Genomic DNA, 25,762 nt, shown 5'->3' on the forward strand with positions numbered 1-25,762 from the left:
ATGCTTGAGGCTGTATGGGCTATAAAATGAATTTCATACAAAATATCCAAATTTTATAACTTACATACCAAAAAAAGATAGCCAGAAATCTGGCTATCTTTGAGCATAAGTTTTTATTTGCAGGCTGGCAGTCGCTTGATCTGCAGTTTGTTGGATGGATAATGTGTCAATTGTAATTAGCCGTTCACTCTTTTGGATTCCGTCGAGAAAATGATGAATGTCATTTAATTTCCCGGCATAAACATCGATCACATATTGTTCCTGTGGGAGGCTCTCTGTCTGCTCATCCTTACCTTTTTCCAGCTGTTCCTGTCCTTCTGTTCCGACATATTCAATGGTCACTTTTGCAGCTGTGGCCGCTTGCTGGAGTTTGCGCAGAACATCATCTGGTGACTTTTTAGGCGGCACAAGCAGATTAAGAGCTTTGTCCTCTTCAGTTAACTCATTTTTACTATTCGCTTGTGAGTCAACCTTTTGCAATTGCTTTTCATACATGGAAACTTTTTGTACCTCTGTTCCAACTTCTTCCTGAGCAGGTTTGATAAGCGTGATAAACGAAATAATATAGATCATTATAACTGCCGCAACAATTCCCAACGTAATATATGTATGGTTTTTAGTCCATTCCTTCCGCATCACCTAGCTCCTCTCTCAGGGCATCCTCGTCCACGATAATGGTTATTGTTGCCTGATAATTTTCATCCAACTTTGTCATCGCAGTGAGTTCTGTACGAAGGATGTACTTCTTCTCCTGAACGTCTTCCATATAATTTGCTGCTTCTTCTACTGTAGAAAAAATTGCATCCATGACTAGCCGGTTTTCGTCCGTATGTTCAAAGCTAACCAGCTGATTAGGATTCTTCAATCCTTCCAAACTGCTATAATAGGAGGTAACCACAGGAATTTCCTCCGTGCGAATGATTTCTATCTCTTCTTTTATGTTATTTAATTGCTGTTGATTTACTGTTGCCTTATTGATTTCCAGCAACTGTGCTTCCACCTTTGCTATCTTAATTTTCTCCTCTGTTAATTCAGCTTCAAGCCGGCTCTTTTGAATATATAACATGGAGACAGCGATCGTCAGAAGAAGTAAAAAGAGGGCGACAAAGAAAACTGTTTTCCGATATTTCCAAGGCTGCTTTTCAAGAAAGTTTATTTCGGTATTCATACGTCATCCCCTTTAGCCATCTGTCTTCAATCCCAACCCCATTACATCCACATATTTCACAGGTAATTCTTCTTTCGCAAAACGATCTATTGGAATTGTTGCCTGATCAGCTATTTTTCTTTGTGCTTCTTCCAATAATGGAAAGTCCCCTGCAAGCACTATTTGCTCAATCTGCTCATTTCCTTTGGTGATCGAGTAACGATAAAAATCAATAATGCGGTTGATTTCCAGAATATAATCATCCAACATTACGGTAATATTCGCTTCTTGTTCACTAAACAGCAGAGGATCAATTGTTATATACCTTGTGAAGATTGCTTTATGTTCTTGAAATATTGATATCCCTAAGCTGTCACGATTCCAATGCGCTAATAACACATGCCTTGATGGCTCTTCTCTTGTCTGATAATAATAACGGTATACCGACAAGGAAGTCAGATCCGCCCCAATCACTTTAAAACCCGCTTTGTCAAACACCTCTTCAAAAGCAGTTAATTTATCTTGCGGATAGGCGTATAGCAACACTTGCTGATATTCTTCACTTTCTGGTGTCACATCATGAAAATCAAGGGCAATTACTGGATTGGAAAAAGGAAGATATATTTTGTTCCCCAGTTGAGTTCTTACATAGTCCTTTGCCTCATTTCTAGCTAATGAAGCAGGTATCTCTATATTTCGAATCACGACTGTATCATCCGGCAAAGAAAAGAAAAGCTTCTTTTTTCGCCATTTTTTCTCATGAATCAGTTTGTTAATCATTTCCACAAGCACCGATTTATTCTCGACTTTCCCCTCTCTCAACGTTCCCTCCGGCAGTTCAATTTCTCCATAACTCACAAGACCATCTGCTGCAGGCATGCGATAGTAAGAATAACGTAAAAGATAATTCGTTATTACAATATTGACTCTGTCATTTGTTAATAAACCCATCGTGTATTCACCACCTGCTTATAAAAGTATCGTAACGTACCAGTTTATTAGATTGTCACCGTAAAAATATGTGAGCAGACTTGCTGCTACAATATAAGGCCCAAACGGAATCGGCTGCTTGCGATCAATTTTCCCCGACAGAAGCAAGATAATACCGATAATTGCACCTATCGTACAGGAAAGAAAGAAAGCGAGTAAAACACCTTTCAGTCCGAGCACAATCCCCAGTAGACCAAACAGCTTCATATCTCCAGCGCCCATGCCACCACGACTAATTAAAATGATTGCTGCGAGCAGCACAGTGCCAACTATTGCTCCAACTATACTTGACCACCAAGGGACAAGCGGCTCTACTACTCTCAGTATAATAAACAAAGGTAAAAAAAAGAGCAGCACCTTATCTGGGATGAGCATATAAGTAATATCTGCGACAAAAAGGATCATGAGCATCGACACAAATAATAAGGCAATAGCAAGCTCGATTTGCCAGCCAAAAATAGCATAGCTCAACGCAAAACCTATTCCAGTGATTACCTCGGTAATCGGGTAAATAAAAGAGATCGGTTGATGGCAATGGCGGCACTCCCCTTCCTGTATAATAAAAGAAACAACCGGAATATTTTCATACCAGCTAAGTTGTTTTTTGCACCGGGGACAAATCGACCGGTCATTAGCGAAGGGGATCTCTTTTGGAAGGCGCAATCCGACAACATTAAAAAACGAGCCAAAGATGAGGCCGAATAAAAAGAATGACAATATGATGGCTAGTTGCATAATGTAAGCTCCTTGTATGATTCTATTAACCTATGTAATTGAAGAAACGCCCCGCGCACGGGATGTGCCGGGACGAATTAATTGATTTAATCAGTTGACTTGCTAGAATGTATGAATTTTTTAACGCCATCTTCTTCAACAACTTTAACAGTTCCCTCAATAGTAGTGCCCTCTTCGATATCTAAAAATCCCGCACTTGTTAATTCCTCTATTGAATATTCATTATCATCTCCAGCCGACACTCCACTAACATCAGCTAATTTAGCTGCATTTTCAAATAATTCAATATTTGCTTTATTAGCTTCATCTTTTGATTTACTAATCACATTCCCTATCGTTGGAACCGCAATCGCCACAATAATCGCTAAAATTGCAATAACTGCCAGTAACTCCACCAATGTAAATCCTTTTTGTTTTTTCAACATTTTTTTCATACGTGTAAGCATAAAAATCCCGCCTCTCTTTAATATGTATCTATTAAATGAAGTCGGCCGGTTGCACTACTCGCTCCTGATTACCAAAGTGCCCATATACAGGTAATCACTCATCACTTCCTACTTTATTCCTAGGTATATTATAATATATAATCTTACTGAAATCTACCATTTTATTGAATGTTTTCAAATAGAGAAAACATTGGGATAACTACGGCGGTAATAATGCCGCCGACAATCACGGTAAGAATAATAATCATCAATGGTTCAATCAGTGTCTTAATCCGATTGGATAACTGCTCCACTTCTTCTTCATAAAATTCGGCAGCTTTTGTTAGCATATGATCAAGAGTTCCTGTTTTTTCTCCAATTTGTATCATTTGAATGATAAGCGCAGGGAAAGCCCAATGTTTCTTCATCGGTTCGGTTATTGATTCCCCTACTTCCAGGGAATCTCTTGCCTTTACCAATACTTCTTCGATTACTCGGTTACCGACAACTTTCTCGGTAATTCCCACTGCTTCCAGGATAGGCACTGCACTGTTTACTAAGGTGCTTAACGTTTGTGTCATTCTTACCAACGCACCCTTGTGAACGAGCACTCCGATAAACGGAAACTTCAGCTTACCTACATCTATCCGATAACGAAAAGGATCATATTGAATGAAGTATTTATATAAGATAAATCCTAATACACCTAAGACTGGAACCAACCACCAGAATAGGCCTGCCCATTCGCTTAATGACAAAACAAATTTCGTATATGCAGGTATCTCTTCACCAAAAGAACGAAACATCGTGACAAATTGGGGGACAATAAACACAAGTAAAAAGATACTTAAAACTAATGTAACTATTCCTACTACGGCTGGATAAAGTAACGCGGAAATGATCTTCTGTTTATTTCGATACTCTTTCTCATAATAATCTGCCATCTGATTAAGAATATCGTCCAGCTTCCCACTCGCTTCCCCTGCATGAATCATATTAACTAGTAAACTTGGAAACACTTTTGGGTGACGTGCTGCTGCCTTAGATAAAGCTTGTCCCTGATCCAACTGCTTATCTATATCTGTAAGTGCAGTTCGTAATGCATAGTTCCCTGTCTGCATAATCATTGTTTTGGTGGCATCAGAAATAGAAATTCCAGCATGAATCAAGGTTGCATAGTGACGTAGGAATATGACAAAATCTTTATTTTTAATTCGTTTATTAAGAATGATATCTTTATTCCATGGCTTTGTTTCCTCTATCCGTAAAATAATCAACCCAGACTGCTCTAATTTCACGAGCGCTGCCTGTCTTGTATCTGCGTCGATTTGCCCTTTCACCTTTTGACCAGAAAGTCGTTTTCCCGAGTATTGAAAGTTCATTGCTAGTAACTCCTTTCGGGAAGGAATGGAGCAGCTGTCTCATAAGCAATTTGACCTTCATGTACTAGCCTTTTCAAATCCATTTCCAATGTATGCATTCCCAATTCCCGCGAGGTTTGCAACACGTTTTGGAGCTGATGGAGTTTTTCATTGCGAATGAGATTTTTCACTGCAGAAGTACTAATCATAATTTCCGTTGCCACTCTGCGGCCTTGCTCGTCCTTCGTAATGAGAAGTCGTTGGGAAATGACTGCTGACAAAATGGTAGAAAGCTGGATACGAATTTGGGCCTGTTGCTCTGGTGGAAAGACATCGATAATTCGCTCAATTGTCGAGACAGCATCTTTCGTATGTAAGGTACCTAATACCAGATGCCCTGTTTCCGCAGCGGTAATTGCTGTAGAAATAGTTTCCAAATCACGCATTTCCCCAACAAGAATAATATCCGGATCCTGCCTCAGACTTGCCCGTAAACCATTGGCAAAATTGGCTGTATCAATCCCAACTTCCCGTTGATCAATAACCGACTGCCGATGTCTATGCATATATTCAATCGGGTCCTCCAATGTAATAATATGTTTTCGTACCGAATGATTGAGATGATCGATCATCGACGCAAGGGTAGTACTTTTTCCGCTCCCCGTAGGACCTGTAACGAGCACAAGACCTTGTGGCTGTTTCACTACTTCTTTCAAAATGGGTGGAAGTCCGAGTTCGTCAATGGACGGAATGCCTCTAGGAACAATCCGAATCGCTAAGGAAAGCTCTCCTCGTTGATAAAAGGTGTTTATCCGAAAGCGGGAGACTCCATTAATTCCATAAGAGAAATCCAGCTCTCTTTCTCGCTCTAATTGCTTCCATTTTTCCTCTGATAAAATGGAATAAACAATTTGTTTTGTTTCTGTCGGCCGTAGCTTCTCCATATCCTGTTCAATCAAATTCCCATTTATACGGAAGATAGGCGCTTTTCCTATCGTTAGATGAATATCAGAGGCTTGTTGGTGATATGCTTCTGTTAACCATTTGTCAAATTGTAGTTTCATTAAAGGGCCTCCTTATAGCCGGATGGAAACCTGCATAATTTCTTCCATAGAAGTGAGTCCTTGCTTAATTTTATCTAATCCATCGTGAATTAAAAATTGAAAATTTCGTGCTGCTACATAGGCACGGATCTCTGAAACAGAACGATTATTTAGCAGCATACTGCGTATTGTTTCATCCACTGTAAGGACCTCCTGTACGGCGATTCTCCCTCTATAGCCCTGCTGATGGCAAACATTACATCCTTCGCCATAATATACACGCTCTACTTCCATTCCATTTTTCTCAAATATTTCTTTTTCCATTTTTGATGGTTCTCTTTCCGTTCTGCAATCCCGGCAAATTTTCCGGACAAGACGCTGTGCTACAATACCTGACAAGGAGGAAACAACCAGATAAGGTTCTACCCCCATATCAATCAACCTTGGAATGGTATCAATCGCACTGTTCGTATGTATCGTGCTAAATACAAGGTGCCCTGTCAATGAGGCACGGATAGCAATCTCCGCTGTTTCCTGGTCACGGATCTCTCCGACCATAATGATGTTAGGATCCTGTCTTAAGATGGATCTTAATCCATTGGCAAAAGTTAAACCGACCGCACTATTTACTTGCACCTGATTGATTCCTTCCATCTGAAATTCAACCGGATCCTCAACGGTAATAATATTCACATTATCTTTGTTAAGACGCTGAATCGATGCATACAATGTCGAGGTTTTTCCAGATCCAGTTGGGCCTGTTAACAGAATTAAACCAGATGGCTGTTGAATCAATTCCTGGTATGTGATCATATTTTGCTTGGAAAAAGTTAAATCGTCCAGGTTCATTAACGCATTGTTTAAATCCAAAATTCGGACTACTATTTTTTCTCCGTGTACAGTCGGCAGACAAGAAATCCGCAAATCAACAGGCGTGACTCCTACTGTTGTTTTGATTCGTCCATCCTGTGGTAATCTGTTTTGGGTAATATTAAGATCTGCAAGTATTTTAATTCTCGCAATTAAAGCATTTTGCATCTGTTTTGGTACTGTGTTTTCTGTCTGAAGTCTCCCATCAATACGATAACGGATATTGACATGCTGTTCCTGTGGATCGATATGTATATCACTTGCCTTTAATTGAATACCTGTGGTGAGAAGCTGATCCAATAGCCTTATAATTGGCGCTTCATCTGTTGGTGTTCCCTCCGAATCGCTGATATTAGCTTTCTCCGATTTAAAATAATATTTATTAATAGCAAAAAGAATATCGTCTTTAGCAGCAATTACCGGAGAAATAGGAAAACCGGTAGATAGTTCGAGATCATCTATAATATAGTAATCCATCGGGTCCTTCATAGCGATCATTAAACTATTATCCTGAAATTTTAATGGGATGATATAATTTTTTTGGGCCACATCTCTTGACACAAACTGTAAGACATTTTCATCGACAGGATAACGGTACAAAGAGACGTGCGGTATTCCGAGTTGAAATTCTAATACTTCAATTAACTGTCTTTCCGTAATATAGCCGTGTTCGAGTAAGGCATCTCCTAATTTTTGATCCTCTTTCTTGGTTTCCAATGCTTCCATGACCTGTTCTTCCGTAACCAAACCTGCGTCCTTCAGCAAGTCACCTAGCCGTTTTCTTGTTATCATTCCATTCACCGCCTTATTCATAGGTAATCTTAATAGTATCTTCCACTTCTTCTGTTCTGTCACCGCTTACTCCGATACTGGTGTACGTAATTTCAATTGGGCTCGCTGCTTCATTTATCTCCGGTATTTCTACCTCTAATGTAAAATGACGCCCGCCTCCAAGGTCTCCTATGTTATTTGCTTCCTTTACTATTTCTTCAAGATAATTACTGATCTCCTGTTCATCCTCTTCAAGATTATCCATTGCAGCCCGAAGATAAGTTACCCCCATCTCGGCAATCAACCTGGCATCATGCTGTTGCTCCATTCGATTCACCTGCTTATTCGTGTTGGTAACCTGTAAAAAAAGCGTAAGAATAAACAATAAAAGCAGGGTAATGATCATTAATGTCAATACGAGCGCCGCACCGTTGCTGTTCTTTAAATACTTCATGAGTCATCACCTGTTATGTATGTATATGATTCGCTAATTTTTTTTCCGTCTTGGGAAATTTCGATATTTGCCCTCGTTAATCCTAATTCCGCTTCTTTTTCAGATTGGCAAACTTCAACCCGGGCTGTGTACGTATTATTGTTTAATTCATAGGATGCTTTATATGTTATAAATTCCCCCAGTGATTTAGTAGAGGGACAAGATGGTAGTTGTTCGATGTTCAGTTCTTTAATATCATGGGCAACTTGACCTAGCAGGTTACTGGAGCTAAGCTCGTCCTCTGTCATATTTGACCAACTAAATATTTGTGGAAAAATTGGTAACATAACGGCAATAACAATTCCTAATATAGTAATCGCTGCTATAATTTCTATAAGTGTAAAACCGCTACTATTCATTTGTTTGAATTTAGTATACAATAGATTCACGCCTTAACTGTGACTTTTATCCTATTATAGCATGTATTGGAAGTGGAAACATGAGAATATGCCAATTTAAAAGTGAAAAAGGAATGACATTAGTAGAGCTGCTGGCAGCACTTGCCCTGTTTGGATTGATCGTTGCATTGTCTTCTGGTGTCATTGTGCAATTAATGGGTAGTGAACAGAAAACAAGCGCATCCATCTCACTTAAACAAGAAGCAAATGTGGTGATGAGTGATCTGCGCAGTCAATTTTATACCAAGGATACCAATAAAATATGTTTACCTCCGGATACTCCACTGAAAGTCACTGAAGCACAGATTATCAATGGAGTAGAAAAGCAAATGGACAGCGATGGCTGTGTTAATAATGTGGATCAACAAGAACCTATAGAGATGAATTTGACCTTTAGTGATACAGCAAACAAACAAGAAATTGAGCTTCAAACCTCCTGGGCTGGAAGAAAAGAACATGTCTTACTTCTAAGCAGCATAGATAATTGTAAGGACAATGATAACAATGGGTGTGAGGATGATAATGAGGAAGATGACTCCGATGATTTTGAAAAATTCCCTTGTATTATTAATGGTTCCATTTCTACTAATAAAAAAGTAAAACTAATGAAGGGGCGCTGCCCAGAAGATACCTACATTATAACTGGTGCCCTAACAGCTAATAATTCTTTTTCATTACAACATGATGGAGTTATACTAAAAATTGGTGGATCTGCAACCTTCCACCAAGAGGTAGAGATCGCTAAAAACACCCAATTAATTGTTGGGGGAGCTGCACAATTTAATCAAAGAATAAAATTAAAAAAAGAAAGCCTGATTGACATTAAAGGCTCTGCAACATTCCAAGAAATAAATTTACACAAAGGTGCTAAAATAATTGTAAATAATAAACCATATGAACCTTAAAATAAAACAAAGAGCAGGCCCAACCAGCCTGCTCTTTCTTCTTACAACTCCATCTCTTCCCCAATCTTCATTACCTTTCCTTCACCAGTTTTTACTTTGCTTGCAAAGTCTTCTGGGTTCTGCTTGATTACAGGGAAGGTGTCATAATGAACAGGTACTACGGTTTTTGCTTTAATCCAGTCTGTGGCGATTAACGCATCCTCTGGTCCCATTGTGAAATTATCGCCAATTGGGACAAATGCTAAATCAATATCATTCATGTCACCATACATTTTTAAATCAGTAAATAATGCTGTATCACCCATATGATAAATGGTTTTTCCTTCAATCGTTAGCAGAATTCCACCAGGCATTCCTGTATAAATAATTGTGTTGTCTTCCTCAGTATAAGAGGAACCGTGAAAAGCTTGCGTGAATTTCACTTTACCAAAATCAAATTCGTGTGCACCGCCAATATGCATAGGGTGTGTATTCAATCCTTTAAACCCGAGGTAAACAGCCAATTCATTGGGGGCGACTACTAAAGCATCATTACGCTTAGCAATATCAAACGTATCACCAACGTGATCGTTATGCCCATGTGTTAGCAAAATCACATCTGCTTCCACTGTATTTGGGTCCAAGTCACATGCTTCATTTCCAGAAATAAATGGGTCAATTAAAATTTTATGGGAGTCTGTTTCTACCTTTACTACAGAATGACCATGATAAGATACTTTCACATTATCTCTCCTTTTTCATTTACTCTACTCTATCGTTTCGACAGAGACTCCACTAATACCTTTACCCTTTTTTAATTGTTTTTAATAGTTTTTCCAAGCTTTTTCATAAATTTGTATTAAGTGTGGATCAATTAATGTATTTGGTTTTAAGGTAAGGTATTTCCCATTTTTCCCTTCTATTTTTCCGTCTTCATCCTTACCAAAAACCGCAAGACTAGGAATCAGCTCAGGCTTTAGATATCTTGTTGGAACATTTATTTTTAGCTCACCCAAGTCTATTTCTTTTCTGCTCGCCATTACAAAGCCCCAATTTCCGAAACTGGGTACATCAATATGCAGATTTTCTGTATTTAAACCTGTAGAAGAAATGGTTTCCGAGATCGTCCAGTATACCTCTGTTGCAAAAACCGGACTTGTTGCCTGAACCATCATGGTCCCTTCTGGTGATAAATGATTTCGAACAAGCGAATAAAATTCTTTCGTATAAAGCTTATTTAAACTTTCATTATTAGGATCAGGTAAATCAACGAGAATCACATCATAAAATGATTCTGTTTTTTCAAGAAACTGAAAGGCATCTTTATTTTTTACGTGTACCTTTTTATTTTTTAATGATCCGTCGTTTAATTCCAGTAAGTATTTATTTGTGTTGGCCAGATCTATGACTGCCGGATCAAGATCAACAAGTGTAACATTCTCCACCGTATCATACTTCAAAACTTCCTTCGCAGCCACACCATCCCCACCGCCTAAAATGAGGACATTTTTAGGTTCTGGTACAGATGACATGGCCGGGTGTACCAACACTTCATGATAGCGATGCTCATCTGTCGAACTTAACTGTAACGAACCATCTAAATACAGCCGAACATCTTCTTCATCACGGGTCAAAATAATCTTCTGGTAACTACTTTCTTCTATGTGAAGAATGGGATCTTTATAAAGCTTTTGTTCAAATGTAAAGGCGAGTTCCTCACCGAAGAAGAGGCCGATTACCAAAAGTAATGCAATACCAGTTCCAACAATTACATGTACACTAAAGTATTTAATTTCTTTTCGAAACAGCCAGAGGACAACCAATGCTACCGTTACATTAATACAGCCTACCAAAAAGGCAGATTTAACCATACCAAATTGCGGACGCAGCAAGAACACAAATAATAATCCGCCAATTAATCCACCTGCATAATCAGAAAATAGCACTCTTGCGGTACTCTTATTTAACGTAACACCAATCTCATTTGCCTTACGTATTAAAATAGGCAGCTCAAAACCTGTTAGTGCACCGATTACTAATGTTATAAGATATAAATAGAAGGCATCCGTTCCTTCCGGAGCAAAGGCAGTTATCCCAAACATGGTAAAACTGGAAAAGCCGCCAATAACTGCTACACCAAATTCAACATAGACAAAAGCGATAATCAGATGTTTCATTACTTTCTCACTTAAACTGGCTCCAATTCCCATCCCAGTTAAAAATAGAGAGATAATAAGTGTATACTGTTTTACTCCATCCCCTAGTATGTACGAACCAAGTGCCCCGAAAAGCACTTCGAAAATAATACCACAAATGGATACAATTCCCGAAGCCCAGTAAATGATGTTACTATTTCTTTCTGCTAAATTTTTCACTATTATCACTCCAAATTTCAGTTCAGAAACAAAAGGTGGCTTCTCGCCAATTAGATGACGGAAGCCAGTTATAATTCACTATTATTAAAAGCACTGGTGAAATTATGTAATAGAAGCTCCAATCACAAGTGCTAGACCAATTGATACACCGACTGAAATAAGCCCTACTGCTTTGTTGTTTTTCAATAATTCATCCTGCACTGAGAAGCTCTTTGTAAAAAGATCAAAAAGACCATAAGCAACCATTTGCAGAATAACCCCTACAACTCCCCATATAATCGTTTCATAAATAACAGAACTATTATATATTGCAAAGGCTAATACAATGCAAATACCGATTATTTTTCCAAGGATAGATAAAGCCACTGCTTCATTTCCATTCTTTACTTCTTCCATGTCCTTATATTTTCTGGTCATGTTTTCAAATATAATTAATCCAATAATAACTATTACAATTGATATTACAAAATATAAAAGTGTTGCAATAAATGGTTCCATTCCATTTCCCTCCTTTTATTTTCCTGAACCAGGCCCGCCTCCGCGATAACTGGTATTTCCTCGTTTTGGTGCACCATATGCTCCTCCACTATATCCACCGTAGCAACCACCATTTTGACATTCTCTGGCACGTCTGTCACTCCAATTGTTTCCTAGCATACTGTCAAGCAGCCGATAGGTGAAATACGTACTTAGAAAACTAGGTGAGTAATTATTACGCACAAATTCTTTGCTTGCCACTTCTATTACCATTACACTACTGTCGTCTTCACTTTGTTTAACTGTAACAAAATCGTCTTCGTAAACCATAATTTGTTGTTGATCCTTCTCTTCGCTAATCTCTCTAGGCTCTATTACGGAAGCGAGTAAGGAAACAATTTCCTCACGGTTAAATCGCTTAGTCGCAAATACTTCCGCATCGTATGTATCACCATTCACTACATCTATTAATGGAAAGTGAGCTTCTATTAAGTCATCAATTTCATAGCTTTCATCTGCTTTAATAGAGGATATAAGCTCATTTTTTTCCGGTTCATCTGGAAGCTCTTCAGAAGTGATGCTTATTTCTTCGTTCATGCCTCTGTCTGAACATGCAGTGAGCAATAGGATCAAGAGAGAGAAAAATCCTAACAACAGCCATCTTTTATTCAATTTATTTCCCCCTTCCCACCATGAAAATAAGGAATAGGAGCAGCTAAGGAACTGCTCCTGAACAAGTAATTATTCTTTCCCCATTTTCTTTTTTAATGCTGCAAGTTCATCGTCGACATTATCATTATTCAATTCTTCAAACTCATCATCCAATGAACGGCTGGATTGAGACATATCTTCACTCGTTTCTGCTTCTGCCTCATATTGCATTACTTTTTCTTCCATTCGTTCAAAACCACGTTTGGAATCGTCACTACCAATTGAAGACATGGTGCGATTCATTTTTGTGCGAGTTCTTGCTGATTCAGCACGTGCTTTTAAGGAATCCTTCTTCAATTTCATTTCTTGGTATTCCTTTTTCATTTCTTCCAATTTATTACGAAGTGTGTCAGCATCCTGTTTCGCACGTTCCCATGATTCATATAAACTGTTGGCATTAGATTCATGTTCATTTTTATCTTGAAGTGCACGTCTTGCCAAATCTTCATTACCAGCTTCAATTGCTTGTTCTGCTTGTTTCTGTCTCTTTTCTACAAGAGCTTTCGCATCATTGGCTTTACGTTTCAACATTTTTTCGTTTGCAATTTGCTTGGCTACAGCAGCTTCTGCCTCGCGAATATCCTCGGACATATCTCGCATAAACTGATCGAGCATTTTAACGGGATCTTCCGCTTTATCCAACATAGCATTTAACTCTGAACTGACAACTGTTTTCATACGACCAAAAAATTTAAACATAATCTATTCCTCCTATATAGTTCCTGCTAATATTTTTAATTCAAATTCTTCAATAGGATAACCATAACTTGCTTCTGTTTCAGTTCCCCATGTTTCAAAGCTTAAAAAATGTTCCTCTTCGGAATCACTGTAGTCAGCGTAATGGGTCTGTGTACCATTGATATTTGCGCTTCTTCCTTCACCAACTACATTTGCTTTACCTGATTCTTCCAGATAATATTTTCTGTTTTCATACGATATTTCTTTTGGATAAGGGATAGAAACAGGTAGTTGAATCTTCTTGTAAATACCTAATTCCAGTTCGTCATCCATTTCCGCGGATAACCATATTGTATTGTTTCCCTCTAATAATTGATAACCTAGCCACTCATAACCACCATCACGGTACGTGATCTTACCTACTACTTCATAATCGACTAAGTCATAAGTAACAATATCTCCAACTTGTATTGTTAATGCAGTTCTCTCCTTCAACTCAGGTTTATCTTTCTTACTACTAAAAAGCTTGGAAAAGAATCCCATAGCCACACCTCACAATTGTTCATGAACTCTGTTCCCTATCTAGTACGAGTAACCCCCGACTTAGGTTTCAAAAAACATAACAAAAATTATTTTTTTACAAACCTATTATAACGTAGTTTATTTCTATGTAAAAAGAAGAAGAGCTAGAATGCTCTTCTTCAATGGAATAATATTTATTTTTTTTGGTTATTAAAAGTGTGAATAGCTTTGTTATTATGAAGTTGATCTTCGATAACACCACTCTGATAGCTTTCATTTAATTGGTTCTGAACTGCAGCTACTCCAGTTTCATCCTCAAACATTCGTTCAGGAGTATGCCTTTTCTCCTTTTTAGCCATGCGATCACCTCCATGATTAGTTTACCCATAAAAAAGAAAGAAATAGTAACTTATATTTACCATTTATGCGCAAAATAGATTGTTCCTTTAATTAGAAGGGTATATAATTATAGTGAAGGGGGAGATAAACATGGAATATAAGCATATTGTAGTAGCCGTGGATGGTTCTGAAGCATCCGAAAAAGCATTCAAGAAATCATTGGACATTGTTAAACGTAATAATGCTAGACTTATTCTCGCACATGTTGTAGATTCCCGAACCTTTGCGACTGCTGAAGCATATGATCGCACACTAGCTGAGCGTGCCGAAGAGTATGCGAAGGACTTATTGGATAATTATGTGGAACATGCGAAGGCTGCAGGTATTAAAAATCTTGTTCGCTGTGTGGAATATGGTTCCCCTAAAGTTAAAATAGCAAAAGAAATTGCTCAAGATTTTGAAGCAGATCTAATCATTTGCGGTGCAACAGGAATGAGTGCAGTTGAACGCTTCTTAATTGGTAGTGTTTCCGAAAGCATTACACGCTATGCAAATTGTGATGTCTTAGTAATTCGATAATAAATAAAGGCTAGCGTATGATACGCTAGCCTTTATTTATAGTCCTTTTTAATTTCTTGGCTAATATGAGATAGCTCTGGAATAATAAGCCTATTCATTGCTAATTTTACTGCTCCAGTTGAACCTGGGGTGGATATAATTGCCGTTTGCCCAAGCACTCCAGCGGCTGCACGTGATAATATAGCTGCAGATCCAATATCCTCTTTATAGCTTAAGTACCTGAAAAGTTCCCCGAATCCAGGTATATCCTTTTCAAATATTTCTGTTACGGCTTCTATCGTCACATCTCTGCCTGCAATACCTGTGCCTCCATTTGTCAAAACAACTTCAATATATGGATGCTCACATCCTGCCTTAACTGCTTTTTGAATAAGCGAATATTCATCTGGAACAATCTCTCTCATTACGACATGATGCCCGGCTTGCTCTAGTAATTCTTTCATTAAATTACCGCTTTTATCTGTATCTATCGTGCGTGTGTCACTAACTGTGATGATCATACAATTAACAGACTGATTATTTTGCTTATGCTCCGTAACCGACAAGTTATCCCCTCCTTGCTTAAGCTACTTATTTAGAACTTTTTCCACTGTATCTCTTGCGATCATTACTTCTTCATTCGTAGGAATGATGATGACTTTAACTGGTGAATGTGGGTAATTAATAAATCTTTCCTGTCCCCTCACCTTGTTTCTTGCAGGGTCCCAATACACACCCATAAATTCAAGTCCGTGAAGTACTTTCTCCCTTACAACATCACTATTTTCCCCTACACCAGCTGTAAATATAATTGCATCAACACCAGACATTTTTGCAGCATATGAACCAAGGTATTTATGGATTCGCCCAGCGAAAACCTCCAATGCTAGTTCTGCCCGTTCATTATCTCCAGCCTGTTGCTCAATATCCCGCAAATCACTTGAAAATCCGGATAAAGCTAACATTCCACTTTCTTTATTTAATACATGGATAACTTCTTCTGCAGTTTTGCCCGTTTTCTCCATAACATACGGAATAAGTGCTGGATCTATGTTCCCTGAACGTGTCCCCATCGTAACTCCTGCCAATGGCGTAAATCCCATCGATGTATCGATAGATTTTCCTTCTTGAATCGCTGCTATACTAGCTCCGTTTCCTAAGTGACATGAAATAAGACGCAGCTGCTCTACTGGCATATTTAATAACTCAGCGGCACGTTGAGAAACGTATTTATGTGAAGTCCCATGGAAACCATATTTACGAATACCGTAATCTTTATAGTATTCGTATGGGAGACTGTATAAATAAGATGATTCGGGCATTGTCTGATGAAAAGCAGTATCAAATACGGCCACCATTGGAACCTCAGGGAGGACCTCTTTAAACGCTAATATGCCTGTCAAATTAGCAGGATTGTGTAATGGGGCAAGCTCAGAAAGCTCTTCAATACTCTGAATAACCTGATCTGTAATAGGTACTGAATCACTAAAACGCTCTCCTCCATGCACTACACGATGACCTACCGCATCAATTTCATCGAGGCTTTGAATAACTCCTGAACTTGTTAAGGTCTCCAGAACTTGTTTAACAGCGATTTCGTGATTTGGTATATCCTGAACTGTTTTTTTCTTATTATCTTCTATTTCTACTGTAAAAATGGAATCCTTTAAGCCAATTCGCTCTGTTAGTCCCTTTGCAAGTACAATTTCTTCAGGCATTTGAAATAATTGGAATTTTAATGAGGAGCTACCTGCATTAACAGCTAATACATTACTCATTACCTTTCATCTCCTTTTGATATGTGAAAAACCAATCGTTCATTTGCTTAAGTATATCACTCATTCCTGTCGTATTTTTAAAGGAAGGCATTTGGGCCAAGAGTGGCTGTTTTGGTGAACGTGTATTTTGACCTTTCTTTTGAAGCACTAAAATACTTTTAATATTTTTCTCAGATTTAAACGCACTCTCTGGTAAACGAATGACTCCAGTAATATGGGCGTATTCTTGTAAATAAGCGTGAAGCTTGTCAGACTGATCGCTATTAAAAATAAAATCCGGGACGACAAAAATCAAGTAGCCTCCAGGCTTCGTATAATTCATTGCTTGTTCAATAAATAAATGATGGGCATATGAGTTACCATTCTCTGCTTTTAGCTCATATGTATCTGCCTGAACATCATCAGGATAGTATCCAACTGGGAGATCTGCAATGATTAAGTCAACCGGATCAAGTAAGAATGGGCGTAAGCTATCTTGATGGAAAAACTCTATACTCTTCTGTTGTAAATTTGCATTTAAAACAGCTAGCTGTATTAGCGTAGGATCCACTTCTCCAGCAAAAGCAATTAGATTCTTTTGTTTTAAATGTTCCATTACCGTTGTTATTAAATTCCCTGTCCCACTAGCTGGATCGAATAAACGCACTTCTTCTTTATCCGCAGTTAATTTTTCCGCAAGATAACCAACAAGTAGTGCCACGGTTTCCGGTGTCATAAGATGCTGCTGCTGTGTAGAATCCTTCATACCTTTTAACACGGCAAGCTGAATCCCTTTTCGAATTTCCTCTGTTGTATATGAAGTAATGTCAACTTCATTCAAGTTACTTTGTAATTTTTTTGAAAGTATTTCTTCCAAATCCTCCGGAACATGCTTTTCAAACAAAATTTCCATCGTATATATTAAACTGTCCAAGTAGGGCTCATTCACATGCTGTTGTATGATGCCCGCAGTATTATCTAACCATTCATATAGTATTTCCACGTTTATTTTTTTCATTATAATATTCCTCCATCTACTCCGTTCAAAGCGCTTCTATTGTACCAAATCATAGCCACATTTGTGAAACAATAGAGAACAAAAGCGCAAGCGTCTTCTTCAGTATTACCAATACTATTTTTCTACAAGCAAAAATCCCTCCTGCATCAGGAGAGATTTTTAACAAAGTTTATAAATTAATTTGCTTTTTTTGCAGCTTCCAGAGCTGCGTCATAGTCAGGATGATCGCTTACTTCCTTAACATATTCAGTATAGGTTACTTTATCATTAGAATCTACAACAAATATAGATCTTGCGAGCAGACGCAATTCTTTAATAAGCACACCATATTTTTCACCGAAATCTGCATCCCGATGATCAGATAATGTGTCTAATTTGTTAATCTCATGTTTTTTCACCCAACGATCCTGTGCAAAAGGCAAATCCATACTAACAGTCAGTACCTTTACATTTCCAATTTTTTCTGCTTCCTCATTGAAACGCTTTGTTTGCAATGCGCAAACCCCTGTATCAATAGATGGAACTACACTAATTAATTTTACTTTACCTTGATAATCTTTCAGGGATACTTCTTTTAAATCATTAGATAGAGCAGTAAAATCTGGAGCACTGTCACCAACTTTAATTTCTTGACCTATTAACGTTACTGGATTTTGTTGGAATGTAACATTTGCCATATGAATCATCCCTTCTATAAAAATGATTTATCAACTTTAGTATGAATAATTTGGTAACAGTTGTCCACTAATACCCTTTATTTAAAATTTATATATCATAGTGACTCTGTGACTCATTTCCTTCTTCTTTTTCATCTTTCTTTTTCGAGGCTTGTTTATTTTTGTTGCTAGTTTCCTTTAATATCTGCTGTATCTTCTCTACCACTTGAGGTGCAGAATGAAGCATCTTTTCATAAATATGTGTGTGCTGGTCTAAGTGAACCATTTTTATTCCATTCTTACTCACAACTAAAAAAGCTACAGGAGTAATCGATACCCCTCCACCACTACCCCCACCAAAGGGAAGTGCAGCTTCCGAGTCTCCTTGGGACGAACTTGCTCCAAACTCGCTTCCTCCTGCCGCAAAGCCAAAACCTACCTTTGACACAGGTATAATCATACTTCCATCTGGGGATTCCACTGGGTCTCCAATGATTGTATTTACTTCTACCATATCTTTTAAGTTTTCCATAGCAGTTGTCATTAAGCCCTGAATAGGATGTTCTTCCATTTTAAAATCCTCCTCTTTCTATAATTGTTTTTATTCTTATCTTGAGAAATAAGCCGCAACCCTTTAAAAAACACGTGTATAGCTTTTCCAATTCGAAATGAAATCATGCATGTTAACTCTGTTTGAAAAAAAGTCTGCTGAAAATATGGTTCAACATAAATTGAGGGCTCACATCGCATATTGCTTTTTTCAACTAATTGACCAAGAATAATCCCTTTTAATGACCAAACAAGTCCAGTAACTGTTCCTGTGACACAAGCTTCTCCCATCCCGCCTGCAGTTTTCCATTTTAATTTTTTGATGCTTATATTACTTAATATGATGGAAAGTAGTTTACTTGATGATTGGAGTATCTCCTTCCATTCATTCAACTTAATGGGAAAGTTGTTCAACTCCATAGAGTTTCCCTCTGAAGTTAAGCGAAATAACATCTTTTTTTTGTATAATTTTAAGTTAAATATGAAAAATTCCATATATAAGTACTGGTCTTTATCTGAATAAGCTAAGTGAAGCTGCAAATTAATTTTTGCAATTAATAAGGACAACAGAATTATAGTTAGAAAAGAAATTAGTACAACCCAAAGCATATTTTCCCTCTTCTCTTATTTCTTTGGATTATTTTGCCACAGTTCACCAAATTTAATCGTGGAATAGTAGGATATACTTCTTTAAAATGCTAAAATTAAACTAGATATATAAAATTGGAGGGAAAATGATATGGTTGCTCGAAATAAAATTTATTTCTACTATGCCCCAGATGATACGCTTGCTGATAAAATAACCTCTTTAAGAAAAGCAGCTGAGGATGAAGGCTTTGAATTCGTAGAACAAGCAAACGAGGCGAATATTATTGTTAGCATAGGAGGAGACGGCACATTTCTCCAAGCAGTGCGAAAATCCGGATTTAGGCAAGATTGTTTATATGCTGGCATCACCCGAACCGATGAGTCAGGTTTATACTGTGACTTTAATTTAGACAATTTTAACGAATTGCTCCATACATTCCGAAATGAAGAAATGGAAGTACGGAGATTTCCAGTTATTAAAGTAGAAGTTAATGGGGAGTCTTCCTTTTATTGTTTAAATGAAGTGAGCGTTCGCTCCACCATTATTAAATCCATTGTAATTGATGTGCTTATTGATGATGATTATTTTGAAACTTTTCGTGGTGATGGCTTAATTGTTGCAACACCTACTGGAAGCACTGGCTATAACAAATCTACACATGGAGCGGTAATTGATCCTAAAATACCTTGTATCCAAGTATCTGAATTAGCATCAATAAACAATAATCGCTATCGTACACTTGGCTCATCCTTTGTACTTAATAAAGACCGCAAGCTTACTTTGCGGATCAGACAGGATGGAAATGATTATCCGATTGTAGGTTTAGATAATGAAGCGTATTCTATAAAAAACATTCAAGATCTTACGATATCCTTAGAAGGAAATGTAATTAAAACTGTTAAGTTAAAAAATAATTCCTACTGGGATCGTGTTAAAAGAACCTTCTTATAAAGAATGAAAGGGCTATCCCTTCATTGGGATAGCCCTAAACCAATTTATTTAATTGTTATTGCCCTTGCCCGCCAAATTGCTGTTCAGCCATTTGAACTAGGCGTTTAGTAATTTCTCCTCCAACAGAACCGTTGGCACGAGAAGTAGTATCAGCACCAAGTTGCACACCAAATTCTGAAGCAATTTCAGTTTTCATTTGATCTAAAGCTTGTTGAACACCAGGAACTACTAATTGGTTAGAATTGTTACTTGCCATGTGAGTTCACCTCCTTGGTACTACTAGAATGTGTAGTAACGAAGAAAAGCATTCATTAATATCATTGGTAGTTGTTGACAATTAACGAGATAGGAAAAGAGAAGGTCTAGAAGCCTTCAGGAGGATTTATAAGCATAGGTTCTACTGCAAATATTGGAGTACAAAAGCATTTTATTTCTTCATAGTTGGAGTAAACTGCGACGTAACTTAGAATATAAAGACTGCGTAAATCACCGCTACGGGGAAATATTCCGCTTTCCGCGGGCGGCCTGCAAGCCTCCTCGAACTACACTAACGTTCCGTTCTGTGGGGTCTCGCTAGTCTCGCATTTCCCGCAGGAGTCTTCATATTTCCCCTTCGCTAAGGTGTATATCTCAGAGCTATTAAAGATAAGAGCTACTTATTCAATTCTTAGATACCTCAAATTAGTCAATAGCACTTACCAATTGATTGGAGCGGAAGGGGGCGACTCCTGCCGGAATAGCATGAGGCGAAGACCCTGGACGGAGCGTAGCGGAGGAAGCGGCTGAGGCCATGCCGGGCGGCAAAGAAGACACTGTGAGGTTACGAACAGATGTCGCGCTTGTACCCGGAGGTGTGAAAGCGTCCGCCTGAAACGCAAATCAATGGGTGCTTCCTCTGTAAAATGAATTACTTCATTCTCCACAAATTACGTCGCAGTTTATATATTTTCCGAATCATTGACCATCATATATATCAGGACCTAAATATATATATAAATGCTCTTTGCCACGGTGGCTGAAGCGATTGTGTGGTATCTTTAGTGTAAATAATTGTAGTTTGGACTATCCGCCTTCTGCTTTCATATAAAAAAGCTGAACAACTCGGTGTTTAAACCATTGTTCAGCCTTTTTATGTTTAAACCTTCTACTTAAATAATATCATTTATTAAATATTACAGGAGATCATCGAATTTATCTTTTTTATTATCCTTTGCTGTTACCTTTATAGTTTCAATTCCTTCTACAGCTTCCTTTAATAATTCACTAAAATCATTTTTCTGTTCAAAATGACTTGCTTTCTCACGTTTTGGCTTTGTTTTAGGAGACTTAGGAACAAATATAGTGCAGCAATCCTCATAAGGTAAAATTGACGTCTCATAAGTGCCAATTTCCTGGGAAATGCTGATGATATCCGATTTATCCATTGTGATTAGTGGTCTAATAATCGGATATGTTGTTACTTCATTTATTGCATTCATACTTTCCATTGTCTGACTAGCAACCTGACCCAAATTCTCACCTGTTGTCAACGATAAAATCGATTGTTGATCGCAAACCTGTTCACTAATACGCATCATCATTCTACGCATGATAGTCATTGCATAACCATCTGGCATTGTTCTAAAAATTTCTTGTTGTAATTTCGTAAAAGGAACAATGTGTACTTGGATAGACTTACCAAACTTGGTCAATTGTTTTGTGAGATCAAGTACTTTTTGCTTCGCTCTTTCACTTGTAAAAGGTGGGGAGTGGAAATGAATAGCCTCAATCTGTACTCCGCGCTTCATAGCTAAGTAACCAGCTACAGGGCTATCGATCCCTCCGGAAAGTAATAGCAAAGATTTTCCTGATGTACCTACGGGAAGTCCTCCAGGGCCTTTTATAACACTAGAAGTGATATAGGTTGCCTCCAGGCGAATCTCAACTCTTATTTCCATATCAGGCTGATGCACATCTACGGTATAATTATCAGTATTTGTAAGTAAATAACGTCCTAAAAGTTGGTTCATTTCTTGTGACCGTATTGGAAAATCTTTATTAATCCGCTTTACTGTTATTTTAAATGTTTCAATAGTTGGATTCTTTTTCAAAGCAAATAAGGCTGCCTCTTTGATAACACTTTCTTCATTTTCCACTTTTATGGCTAAGCTCATACTTTGAATTCCAAATATATGCTTACATCTTTCAATAATTGGTTCAGGTTGGTGTCCATTTAATAAGATGAACATTCTCCCCTGTGTACGTTTCACTTTCACATTAGGAAAATCATTAAGCTTATGCTGAATATTCTCCTGCAATTTTAGTATAAACATTTTTCTGTTCTTCCCTTTAAGGGCCATTTCACCGTATCTGATCAATATATGGTCATATTGCATAATAATCTACTCCATCACTTTTCTAAATTGGTTTATTGCTTGTTGAAGGTAATCCGCGAATTGCAGGATATCCTCTTCTGTAGTTGAATAAGACATACTGACACGATAAGCCGAGGATGCTCGCTCCTTCGAATAACCGCATGCAAGTAAAATTCTGCTTTCTTCTTTTTGTTTTGAAGAACATGCAGATTTAGTGGAAATATAAACTTCCTGCTCACCAAGCATATGAATAATCACTTCTGGTTTTGTGCCTGGAACGGAAAAATTCATGATGTGTGGAGCAGCCTCAGGAGGTGTATTTATTTGTACCTCATCAATTTCAGTTAATTTCTCTCTAAGTATCGCTTGTAAGCTTTTAAGCTCTGTTCCCTGAGTTTGCTCCATTTCCTTAATAAGTCTAAGAGCTTTGCCCAAAGAAACTGCCCCTGCAAGATTTTCTGTACCTGAGCGAAAGGACTGTTCTTGGTTTCCTCCATGAAATAATGGAAACAGGTTGACCCCTTGTCTCATATACAGAATGCCTGTCCCTTTTAATCCATGGATCTTATGCCCTGATAAAGTACAAAGATCTATACCACTATTACGTAGCTCTAAAGGAACCTTTCCAAAGCCCTGAACATGATCTACATGGAGAAACAACTTTGGAAATTGCTTGCATATCTCCCCTATTTTTTCTATTGGTTGAATGGTTCCAATTTCATTATTCACATGCATAATACTTATTAAAATTGTATCCTTCCGTATAGCAGCTTTTAAATCCTCTATAGATATTACACCATTTTTATTCACTGGTAAATACGTTACTTCAAAACCTAAATCCTCCAGACTTTTACAGGCATCATAAACAGAAGGATGCTCAATCTCTGTAGTAATAATATGCTTTCCCCGTTTACGGTGCTCTAATGCAATACCTTTAATTGCAGTATTATTGCCTTCGGTCCCACCAGATGTGAATATAACCTCTGATGGAGTAACATCTAGTATTGAGGCCACCTGGTTCTTTGCTTTGGTCAGAAGATGTTCTGAGTGCCCTCCTAATTGGTGAATAGACGATGGGTTAGCAAAATATTGAGTAGAGGCCTGTTCAAAGCTTTTCATTACGGATGGGTCTGGTATAGTAGTAGCACTGTTATCTAAATAAATCATTTTTCATACCTCATTTCAGCAAAGAAAAGGATATTTTTAAAATATCCTTTTCTTTGTTTATTACTATTTTGTTAGTTTGCTGTTTGCTGGAATTCTTCGATTTTTTTTAGGGCACCTGGTTCAATTTCCTCAATTGCCTTCGCTGCATGCTCTAAAGCAAGTTCATAATCGTACGTTCTAAATAATCGTTCAGCTTCAGCTAATTTAGCAGCCAAAAGCGGATATTGACTTCTATATCTGTTTGCATATTGGATGACCTGTTCAGTCAAGTAAGCTTGATCCAACATCACATTCGTTTGCTCAATTACATGCTCTACAGCATCATTTGCTTCTGCTAAGGCTTCTTGTACATTTGACATCTCAAGCGGCTGTTTCTCAAGTACTTTCATGACACGAGTATTCTTATCTGAAGCTTTTCTTATCATATCCCAAATAAACTGTGGTACTCCCGGCACATTACTTTTCTTTAATTTACGTTGGGTATCTGCTAATTTATTGCGTATTTCAATTAATTTTTCTTTTGCTTCAAGTTCATCTTTTCTAAGGTTATGGACTCGTTTTCTAAATGCATCATGTTTTTCATTTAATTCCTTCAGCTGTTCAAACCCCTGCTCCACCTGTTCACGTAGTTTAGAATGAGAGGTATCTTCATTTTCTAACTCCAGCAGTAGTTCTTCTAACTCAGTTTTCAGCTTAGCTATCGTGTTTTCCAACATTAAATAACGTTCCATATCATGATCTTCAAAATAATAGGCATGTTTTAATTTTTCCACTTCCAGCTTTGTATCAAGAAAGGCATTATTAATATCGCCTAAAGACTCTTCATAGCTGGGTATCTGTGTATCTAAGTAGTTTTTCGCTAGGGCTTCTTTTTCCAACAACTGATACATCTCTTTAATTCGTACTTCCACATCTTCTATAAGAGACTCTGTATTTTGTAAGTCTCCAGCTTCCAGTTTTTTCACCATTAACAAAAGTTGCTCTTGATATTTACGAATTTCTTTTTCAAATGCCAAATGCTCTACTCGGTAACCATCTTCCTTCATTCCTTTTATACCGCTATAAAGATTATCCAGTTGTGAAGGTAACTCATACTTACATAGTTTATATATTCTTGGAAATACCTCCAACTGTTGTTCCAATTGGTCAAGACTTAATTTAATCTCATCGACAATCTGCTTTGCCTCGAGATAATTTCCTTGCTCCACCAGACTATAGTAGTTATTCAGTTTTTTCTCAAGTACATCAATTTCTTTATCAAAATATGCCTCTGCCTTTCCATATTGATACCGATTTTGGGAAAGTTTTTTTCTACATGCTTTTATATGTGGTAAAATTTCTTCTACCTCTTGTCTGCTGGATTCCTCTGATTGCAATAATTCGTCTACTTCTGCAAGCAGCTTCTCAATTTCTTTTTCAATTGATTGGAGAATTTCTTCAACATTATGTAGGATTTTTTTCGCTTTGGAAAAACGGTAACGATCTGCACTTTCCTCAGCATCAAACAAATGCTCTTCAATATCTGGTAATTCCTTTGTAATAATAAATTCCCAGCGTTCTTTCCAAGCTTCAAATTTTTCCTGTGTTTCCCCAGATAAGTTTAACGTTTTAATTTTACTAAGATGTGCAGCTACATTTCTGCCCATAATATCCATTTTCCATGCCTCATAGCGGTCCACATGATCGTATATTCGTTTCCGCATGATTAGGCCAATAATAATTAGAGCAATGATTACAAGAATTATTCCTATGATATACGCCATATAATGCCTCCTAACAATATTCCTATTTTAAGAGGAACATTTCTCTCAAAGCCTCTTGATGAACAAATAGCAAATAATACTGTCGTTTTTATAATTATAGTAACTATAATACCATGTTACTTCCTTTTTTGGCTAAAAAAACACAAATTAATTGGCTTTTTGTCAATTTTTTATCTGGGGA

The 25,762-nt window shown here is 37.6% G+C and carries 30 protein-coding genes and 1 riboswitch; of the genes, 3 read left to right on the top strand and 27 right to left on the bottom strand.

The features are described 5' to 3' along the window. Nucleotides 1-93: 93 nt before the first annotated feature. The 10 genes from JCM12304_RS06490 to JCM12304_RS06535 all read right to left on the bottom strand — a co-directional run bounded on the left by JCM12304_RS06490 (nucleotide 94) and on the right by JCM12304_RS06535 (nucleotide 8,194). Nucleotides 94-636: a type 4a pilus biogenesis protein PilO gene (locus tag JCM12304_RS06490; RefSeq protein WP_060679188.1), complete on the bottom strand. Its 543-nt coding sequence runs from the start codon at nucleotides 634-636 to the stop codon at nucleotides 94-96. Continuing rightward, nucleotides 617-1,168, bottom strand: coding sequence for a hypothetical protein (locus JCM12304_RS06495; protein WP_060679190.1), 552 nt, complete (start codon nucleotides 1,166-1,168; stop codon nucleotides 617-619). The genes JCM12304_RS06490 and JCM12304_RS06495 overlap by 20 nt, the downstream gene beginning before the upstream one ends. 12 nt (nucleotides 1,169-1,180) lie before the next feature. After that, complete coding sequence (gene pilM / locus JCM12304_RS06500) at nucleotides 1,181-2,098, bottom strand: type IV pilus biogenesis protein PilM (RefSeq protein ID WP_060679192.1); 918 nt, start codon at nucleotides 2,096-2,098, stop codon at nucleotides 1,181-1,183. An 18-nt stretch (nucleotides 2,099-2,116) separates the two neighbouring features. Next, nucleotides 2,117-2,872 (bottom strand): prepilin peptidase, encoded by a 756-nt coding sequence (locus JCM12304_RS06505; RefSeq protein WP_060679194.1) that lies wholly within the window; start codon nucleotides 2,870-2,872, stop codon nucleotides 2,117-2,119. A gap of 86 nt (nucleotides 2,873-2,958) precedes the next feature. Next, nucleotides 2,959-3,318, bottom strand: a complete 360-nt coding sequence (locus JCM12304_RS06510) for a prepilin-type N-terminal cleavage/methylation domain-containing protein (RefSeq protein WP_060679196.1) — start codon at nucleotides 3,316-3,318, stop codon at nucleotides 2,959-2,961. Between the two features lie 34 nt (nucleotides 3,319-3,352). Further along, nucleotides 3,353-3,436, bottom strand: a riboswitch (cyclic di-GMP riboswitch). A 43-nt stretch (nucleotides 3,437-3,479) separates the two neighbouring features. After that, entirely contained in the window at nucleotides 3,480-4,679 is a 1,200-nt protein-coding gene (locus JCM12304_RS06515) for a type II secretion system F family protein (RefSeq protein WP_060679198.1), read from the bottom strand. A gap of 2 nt (nucleotides 4,680-4,681) precedes the next feature. After that, entirely contained in the window at nucleotides 4,682-5,722 is a 1,041-nt protein-coding gene (locus tag JCM12304_RS06520) for a type IV pilus twitching motility protein PilT (protein ID WP_019378585.1), read from the bottom strand. A 12-nt stretch (nucleotides 5,723-5,734) separates the two neighbouring features. Beyond that, the gene (locus JCM12304_RS06525) at nucleotides 5,735-7,363 is read right to left on the bottom strand and encodes a GspE/PulE family protein (protein ID WP_019378584.1); all 1,629 of its coding nucleotides are present in this window, start codon (nucleotides 7,361-7,363) and stop codon (nucleotides 5,735-5,737) included. A 13-nt stretch (nucleotides 7,364-7,376) separates the two neighbouring features. After that, nucleotides 7,377-7,796 (bottom strand): hypothetical protein, encoded by a 420-nt coding sequence (locus JCM12304_RS06530; RefSeq protein ID WP_060679200.1) that lies wholly within the window; start codon nucleotides 7,794-7,796, stop codon nucleotides 7,377-7,379. Continuing rightward, nucleotides 7,793-8,194: a prepilin-type N-terminal cleavage/methylation domain-containing protein gene (locus JCM12304_RS06535; protein WP_172675260.1), complete on the bottom strand. Its 402-nt coding sequence runs from the start codon at nucleotides 8,192-8,194 to the stop codon at nucleotides 7,793-7,795. The genes JCM12304_RS06530 and JCM12304_RS06535 overlap by 4 nt, the downstream gene beginning before the upstream one ends. Nucleotides 8,195-8,274: 80 nt before the next feature. Here JCM12304_RS06535 and JCM12304_RS06540 point away from each other — a divergent pair, with 80 nt between their 5' ends. Beyond that, nucleotides 8,275-9,138, top strand: a complete 864-nt coding sequence (locus JCM12304_RS06540; RefSeq protein ID WP_060679202.1) for a prepilin-type N-terminal cleavage/methylation domain-containing protein — start codon at nucleotides 8,275-8,277, stop codon at nucleotides 9,136-9,138. Nucleotides 9,139-9,179: 41 nt separating this feature from the next. On the opposite strand, the gene JCM12304_RS06545 is transcribed toward JCM12304_RS06540, so the two are convergent. The 7 genes from JCM12304_RS06545 to JCM12304_RS19515 form a co-directional block, all read right to left on the bottom strand. Beyond that, complete coding sequence (locus tag JCM12304_RS06545; protein WP_019378580.1) at nucleotides 9,180-9,860, bottom strand: metal-dependent hydrolase; 681 nt, start codon at nucleotides 9,858-9,860, stop codon at nucleotides 9,180-9,182. Between the two features lie 81 nt (nucleotides 9,861-9,941). Continuing rightward, nucleotides 9,942-11,492, bottom strand: coding sequence for a polyamine aminopropyltransferase (locus JCM12304_RS06550; RefSeq protein ID WP_369813141.1), 1,551 nt, complete (start codon nucleotides 11,490-11,492; stop codon nucleotides 9,942-9,944). 102 nt (nucleotides 11,493-11,594) lie between these two features. After that, the gene (locus tag JCM12304_RS06555) at nucleotides 11,595-11,990 is read right to left on the bottom strand and encodes a DUF350 domain-containing protein (RefSeq protein WP_019378578.1); all 396 of its coding nucleotides are present in this window, start codon (nucleotides 11,988-11,990) and stop codon (nucleotides 11,595-11,597) included. Between the two features lie 15 nt (nucleotides 11,991-12,005). Further along, on the bottom strand, nucleotides 12,006-12,641 hold the full coding sequence (locus JCM12304_RS06560) for a DUF4247 domain-containing protein (protein WP_060679204.1): 636 nt from the start codon (nucleotides 12,639-12,641) through the stop codon (nucleotides 12,006-12,008). Nucleotides 12,642-12,710: 69 nt separating this feature from the next. Continuing rightward, on the bottom strand, nucleotides 12,711-13,379 hold the full coding sequence (locus JCM12304_RS06565; protein WP_060679205.1) for a PspA/IM30 family protein: 669 nt from the start codon (nucleotides 13,377-13,379) through the stop codon (nucleotides 12,711-12,713). Between the two features lie 12 nt (nucleotides 13,380-13,391). After that, complete coding sequence (locus JCM12304_RS06570; RefSeq protein ID WP_060679207.1) at nucleotides 13,392-13,901, bottom strand: DUF4178 domain-containing protein; 510 nt, start codon at nucleotides 13,899-13,901, stop codon at nucleotides 13,392-13,394. A 173-nt stretch (nucleotides 13,902-14,074) separates the two neighbouring features. Continuing rightward, on the bottom strand, nucleotides 14,075-14,239 hold the full coding sequence (locus JCM12304_RS19515; protein WP_019378574.1) for a hypothetical protein: 165 nt from the start codon (nucleotides 14,237-14,239) through the stop codon (nucleotides 14,075-14,077). A gap of 130 nt (nucleotides 14,240-14,369) precedes the next feature. On the opposite strand from JCM12304_RS19515, the gene JCM12304_RS06575 reads away from it, so the two are divergent. Continuing rightward, entirely contained in the window at nucleotides 14,370-14,798 is a 429-nt protein-coding gene (locus tag JCM12304_RS06575) for a universal stress protein (RefSeq protein WP_040955106.1), read from the top strand. A 32-nt stretch (nucleotides 14,799-14,830) separates the two neighbouring features. Here JCM12304_RS06575 and JCM12304_RS06580 read toward each other — a convergent pair whose 3' ends face one another. The 6 genes from JCM12304_RS06580 to JCM12304_RS19520 form a co-directional block, all read right to left on the bottom strand. Further along, on the bottom strand, nucleotides 14,831-15,343 hold the full coding sequence (locus tag JCM12304_RS06580) for a MogA/MoaB family molybdenum cofactor biosynthesis protein (protein WP_060679209.1): 513 nt from the start codon (nucleotides 15,341-15,343) through the stop codon (nucleotides 14,831-14,833). A gap of 21 nt (nucleotides 15,344-15,364) precedes the next feature. Beyond that, nucleotides 15,365-16,555, bottom strand: coding sequence for an acetate kinase (locus tag JCM12304_RS06585; protein ID WP_060679211.1), 1,191 nt, complete (start codon nucleotides 16,553-16,555; stop codon nucleotides 15,365-15,367). Then, complete coding sequence (locus JCM12304_RS06590) at nucleotides 16,548-17,552, bottom strand: class I SAM-dependent methyltransferase (RefSeq protein WP_060679213.1); 1,005 nt, start codon at nucleotides 17,550-17,552, stop codon at nucleotides 16,548-16,550. Before JCM12304_RS06590 ends, JCM12304_RS06585 begins: the two co-directional genes overlap by 8 nt. Nucleotides 17,553-17,728: 176 nt before the next feature. Then, a complete protein-coding gene (gene tpx / locus JCM12304_RS06595) occupies nucleotides 17,729-18,229 on the bottom strand; it encodes a thiol peroxidase (protein WP_019378569.1) in 501 nt (166 codons plus the stop codon). An 88-nt stretch (nucleotides 18,230-18,317) separates the two neighbouring features. Then, nucleotides 18,318-18,779: a GerW family sporulation protein gene (ytfJ, locus tag JCM12304_RS06600; protein WP_060679215.1), complete on the bottom strand. Its 462-nt coding sequence runs from the start codon at nucleotides 18,777-18,779 to the stop codon at nucleotides 18,318-18,320. Continuing rightward, nucleotides 18,752-19,150, bottom strand: a complete 399-nt coding sequence (locus tag JCM12304_RS19520; RefSeq protein ID WP_172675261.1) for a DUF2953 domain-containing protein — start codon at nucleotides 19,148-19,150, stop codon at nucleotides 18,752-18,754. The genes ytfJ and JCM12304_RS19520 overlap by 28 nt, the downstream gene beginning before the upstream one ends. Before the next feature lie 346 nt (nucleotides 19,151-19,496). On the opposite strand from JCM12304_RS19520, the gene JCM12304_RS06610 reads away from it, so the two are divergent. After that, entirely contained in the window at nucleotides 19,497-20,297 is an 801-nt protein-coding gene (locus JCM12304_RS06610; RefSeq protein WP_019378566.1) for an NAD kinase, read from the top strand. Nucleotides 20,298-20,352: 55 nt separating this feature from the next. Here JCM12304_RS06610 and JCM12304_RS06615 read toward each other — a convergent pair whose 3' ends face one another. The 4 genes from JCM12304_RS06615 to ezrA all read right to left on the bottom strand — a co-directional run bounded on the left by JCM12304_RS06615 (nucleotide 20,353) and on the right by ezrA (nucleotide 25,581). Next, on the bottom strand, nucleotides 20,353-20,553 hold the full coding sequence (locus tag JCM12304_RS06615) for an alpha/beta-type small acid-soluble spore protein (RefSeq protein WP_060679219.1): 201 nt from the start codon (nucleotides 20,551-20,553) through the stop codon (nucleotides 20,353-20,355). Nucleotides 20,554-21,469: 916 nt separating this feature from the next. Continuing rightward, a complete protein-coding gene (gene thiI, locus JCM12304_RS06620) occupies nucleotides 21,470-22,672 on the bottom strand; it encodes a tRNA uracil 4-sulfurtransferase ThiI (RefSeq protein ID WP_060679221.1) in 1,203 nt (400 codons plus the stop codon). Between the two features lie 6 nt (nucleotides 22,673-22,678). Further along, nucleotides 22,679-23,818, bottom strand: coding sequence for a cysteine desulfurase family protein (locus JCM12304_RS06625; RefSeq protein ID WP_060679223.1), 1,140 nt, complete (start codon nucleotides 23,816-23,818; stop codon nucleotides 22,679-22,681). A 71-nt stretch (nucleotides 23,819-23,889) separates the two neighbouring features. Further along, on the bottom strand, nucleotides 23,890-25,581 hold the full coding sequence (ezrA, locus tag JCM12304_RS06630) for a septation ring formation regulator EzrA (protein WP_060679225.1): 1,692 nt from the start codon (nucleotides 25,579-25,581) through the stop codon (nucleotides 23,890-23,892). Between the last annotated feature and the right edge of the window lie 181 nt (nucleotides 25,582-25,762).

Source organism: Virgibacillus halodenitrificans JCM 12304 (genome assembly GCF_001310895.1).
Taxonomy (GTDB): domain Bacteria; phylum Bacillota; class Bacilli; order Bacillales; family Amphibacillaceae; genus Virgibacillus_Q; species Virgibacillus_Q halodenitrificans.

What these genes read in the sequence shown, in the direction of transcription:
- JCM12304_RS06490 (WP_060679188.1), bottom strand. Translation starts at nt 636, where the DNA reads ATGCGGAAGGAATGGACTAAAAACCATACATATATTACGTTGGGAATT.
- JCM12304_RS06495 (WP_060679190.1), bottom strand. Translation starts at nt 1,168, where the DNA reads ATGAATACCGAAATAAACTTTCTTGAAAAGCAGCCTTGGAAATATCGG.
- pilM (WP_060679192.1), bottom strand. Translation starts at nt 2,098, where the DNA reads ATGGGTTTATTAACAAATGACAGAGTCAATATTGTAATAACGAATTAT.
- JCM12304_RS06505 (WP_060679194.1), bottom strand. Translation starts at nt 2,872, where the DNA reads ATGCAACTAGCCATCATATTGTCATTCTTTTTATTCGGCCTCATCTTT.
- JCM12304_RS06510 (WP_060679196.1), bottom strand. Translation starts at nt 3,318, where the DNA reads ATGCTTACACGTATGAAAAAAATGTTGAAAAAACAAAAAGGATTTACA.
- JCM12304_RS06515 (WP_060679198.1), bottom strand. Translation starts at nt 4,679, where the DNA reads ATGAACTTTCAATACTCGGGAAAACGACTTTCTGGTCAAAAGGTGAAA.
- JCM12304_RS06520 (WP_019378585.1), bottom strand. Translation starts at nt 5,722, where the DNA reads ATGAAACTACAATTTGACAAATGGTTAACAGAAGCATATCACCAACAA.
- JCM12304_RS06525 (WP_019378584.1), bottom strand. Translation starts at nt 7,363, where the DNA reads ATGATAACAAGAAAACGGCTAGGTGACTTGCTGAAGGACGCAGGTTTG.
- JCM12304_RS06530 (WP_060679200.1), bottom strand. Translation starts at nt 7,796, where the DNA reads ATGAAGTATTTAAAGAACAGCAACGGTGCGGCGCTCGTATTGACATTA.
- JCM12304_RS06535 (WP_172675260.1), bottom strand. Translation starts at nt 8,194, where the DNA reads ATGAATAGTAGCGGTTTTACACTTATAGAAATTATAGCAGCGATTACT.
- JCM12304_RS06540 (WP_060679202.1), top strand. Translation starts at nt 8,275, where the DNA reads ATGAGAATATGCCAATTTAAAAGTGAAAAAGGAATGACATTAGTAGAG.
- JCM12304_RS06555 (WP_019378578.1), bottom strand. Translation starts at nt 11,990, where the DNA reads ATGGAACCATTTATTGCAACACTTTTATATTTTGTAATATCAATTGTA.
- JCM12304_RS06565 (WP_060679205.1), bottom strand. Translation starts at nt 13,379, where the DNA reads ATGTTTAAATTTTTTGGTCGTATGAAAACAGTTGTCAGTTCAGAGTTA.
- JCM12304_RS06570 (WP_060679207.1), bottom strand. Translation starts at nt 13,901, where the DNA reads ATGGGATTCTTTTCCAAGCTTTTTAGTAGTAAGAAAGATAAACCTGAG.
- JCM12304_RS19515 (WP_019378574.1), bottom strand. Translation starts at nt 14,239, where the DNA reads ATGGCTAAAAAGGAGAAAAGGCATACTCCTGAACGAATGTTTGAGGAT.
- JCM12304_RS06575 (WP_040955106.1), top strand. Translation starts at nt 14,370, where the DNA reads ATGGAATATAAGCATATTGTAGTAGCCGTGGATGGTTCTGAAGCATCC.
- JCM12304_RS06585 (WP_060679211.1), bottom strand. Translation starts at nt 16,555, where the DNA reads ATGAGTAATGTATTAGCTGTTAATGCAGGTAGCTCCTCATTAAAATTC.
- JCM12304_RS06590 (WP_060679213.1), bottom strand. Translation starts at nt 17,552, where the DNA reads ATGAAAAAAATAAACGTGGAAATACTATATGAATGGTTAGATAATACT.
- tpx (WP_019378569.1), bottom strand. Translation starts at nt 18,229, where the DNA reads ATGGCAAATGTTACATTCCAACAAAATCCAGTAACGTTAATAGGTCAA.
- ytfJ (WP_060679215.1), bottom strand. Translation starts at nt 18,779, where the DNA reads ATGGAAGAACATCCTATTCAGGGCTTAATGACAACTGCTATGGAAAAC.
- JCM12304_RS06610 (WP_019378566.1), top strand. Translation starts at nt 19,497, where the DNA reads ATGGTTGCTCGAAATAAAATTTATTTCTACTATGCCCCAGATGATACG.
- JCM12304_RS06615 (WP_060679219.1), bottom strand. Translation starts at nt 20,553, where the DNA reads ATGGCAAGTAACAATTCTAACCAATTAGTAGTTCCTGGTGTTCAACAA.
- thiI (WP_060679221.1), bottom strand. Translation starts at nt 22,672, where the DNA reads ATGCAATATGACCATATATTGATCAGATACGGTGAAATGGCCCTTAAA.
- JCM12304_RS06625 (WP_060679223.1), bottom strand. Translation starts at nt 23,818, where the DNA reads ATGATTTATTTAGATAACAGTGCTACTACTATACCAGACCCATCCGTA.
- ezrA (WP_060679225.1), bottom strand. Translation starts at nt 25,581, where the DNA reads ATGGCGTATATCATAGGAATAATTCTTGTAATCATTGCTCTAATTATT.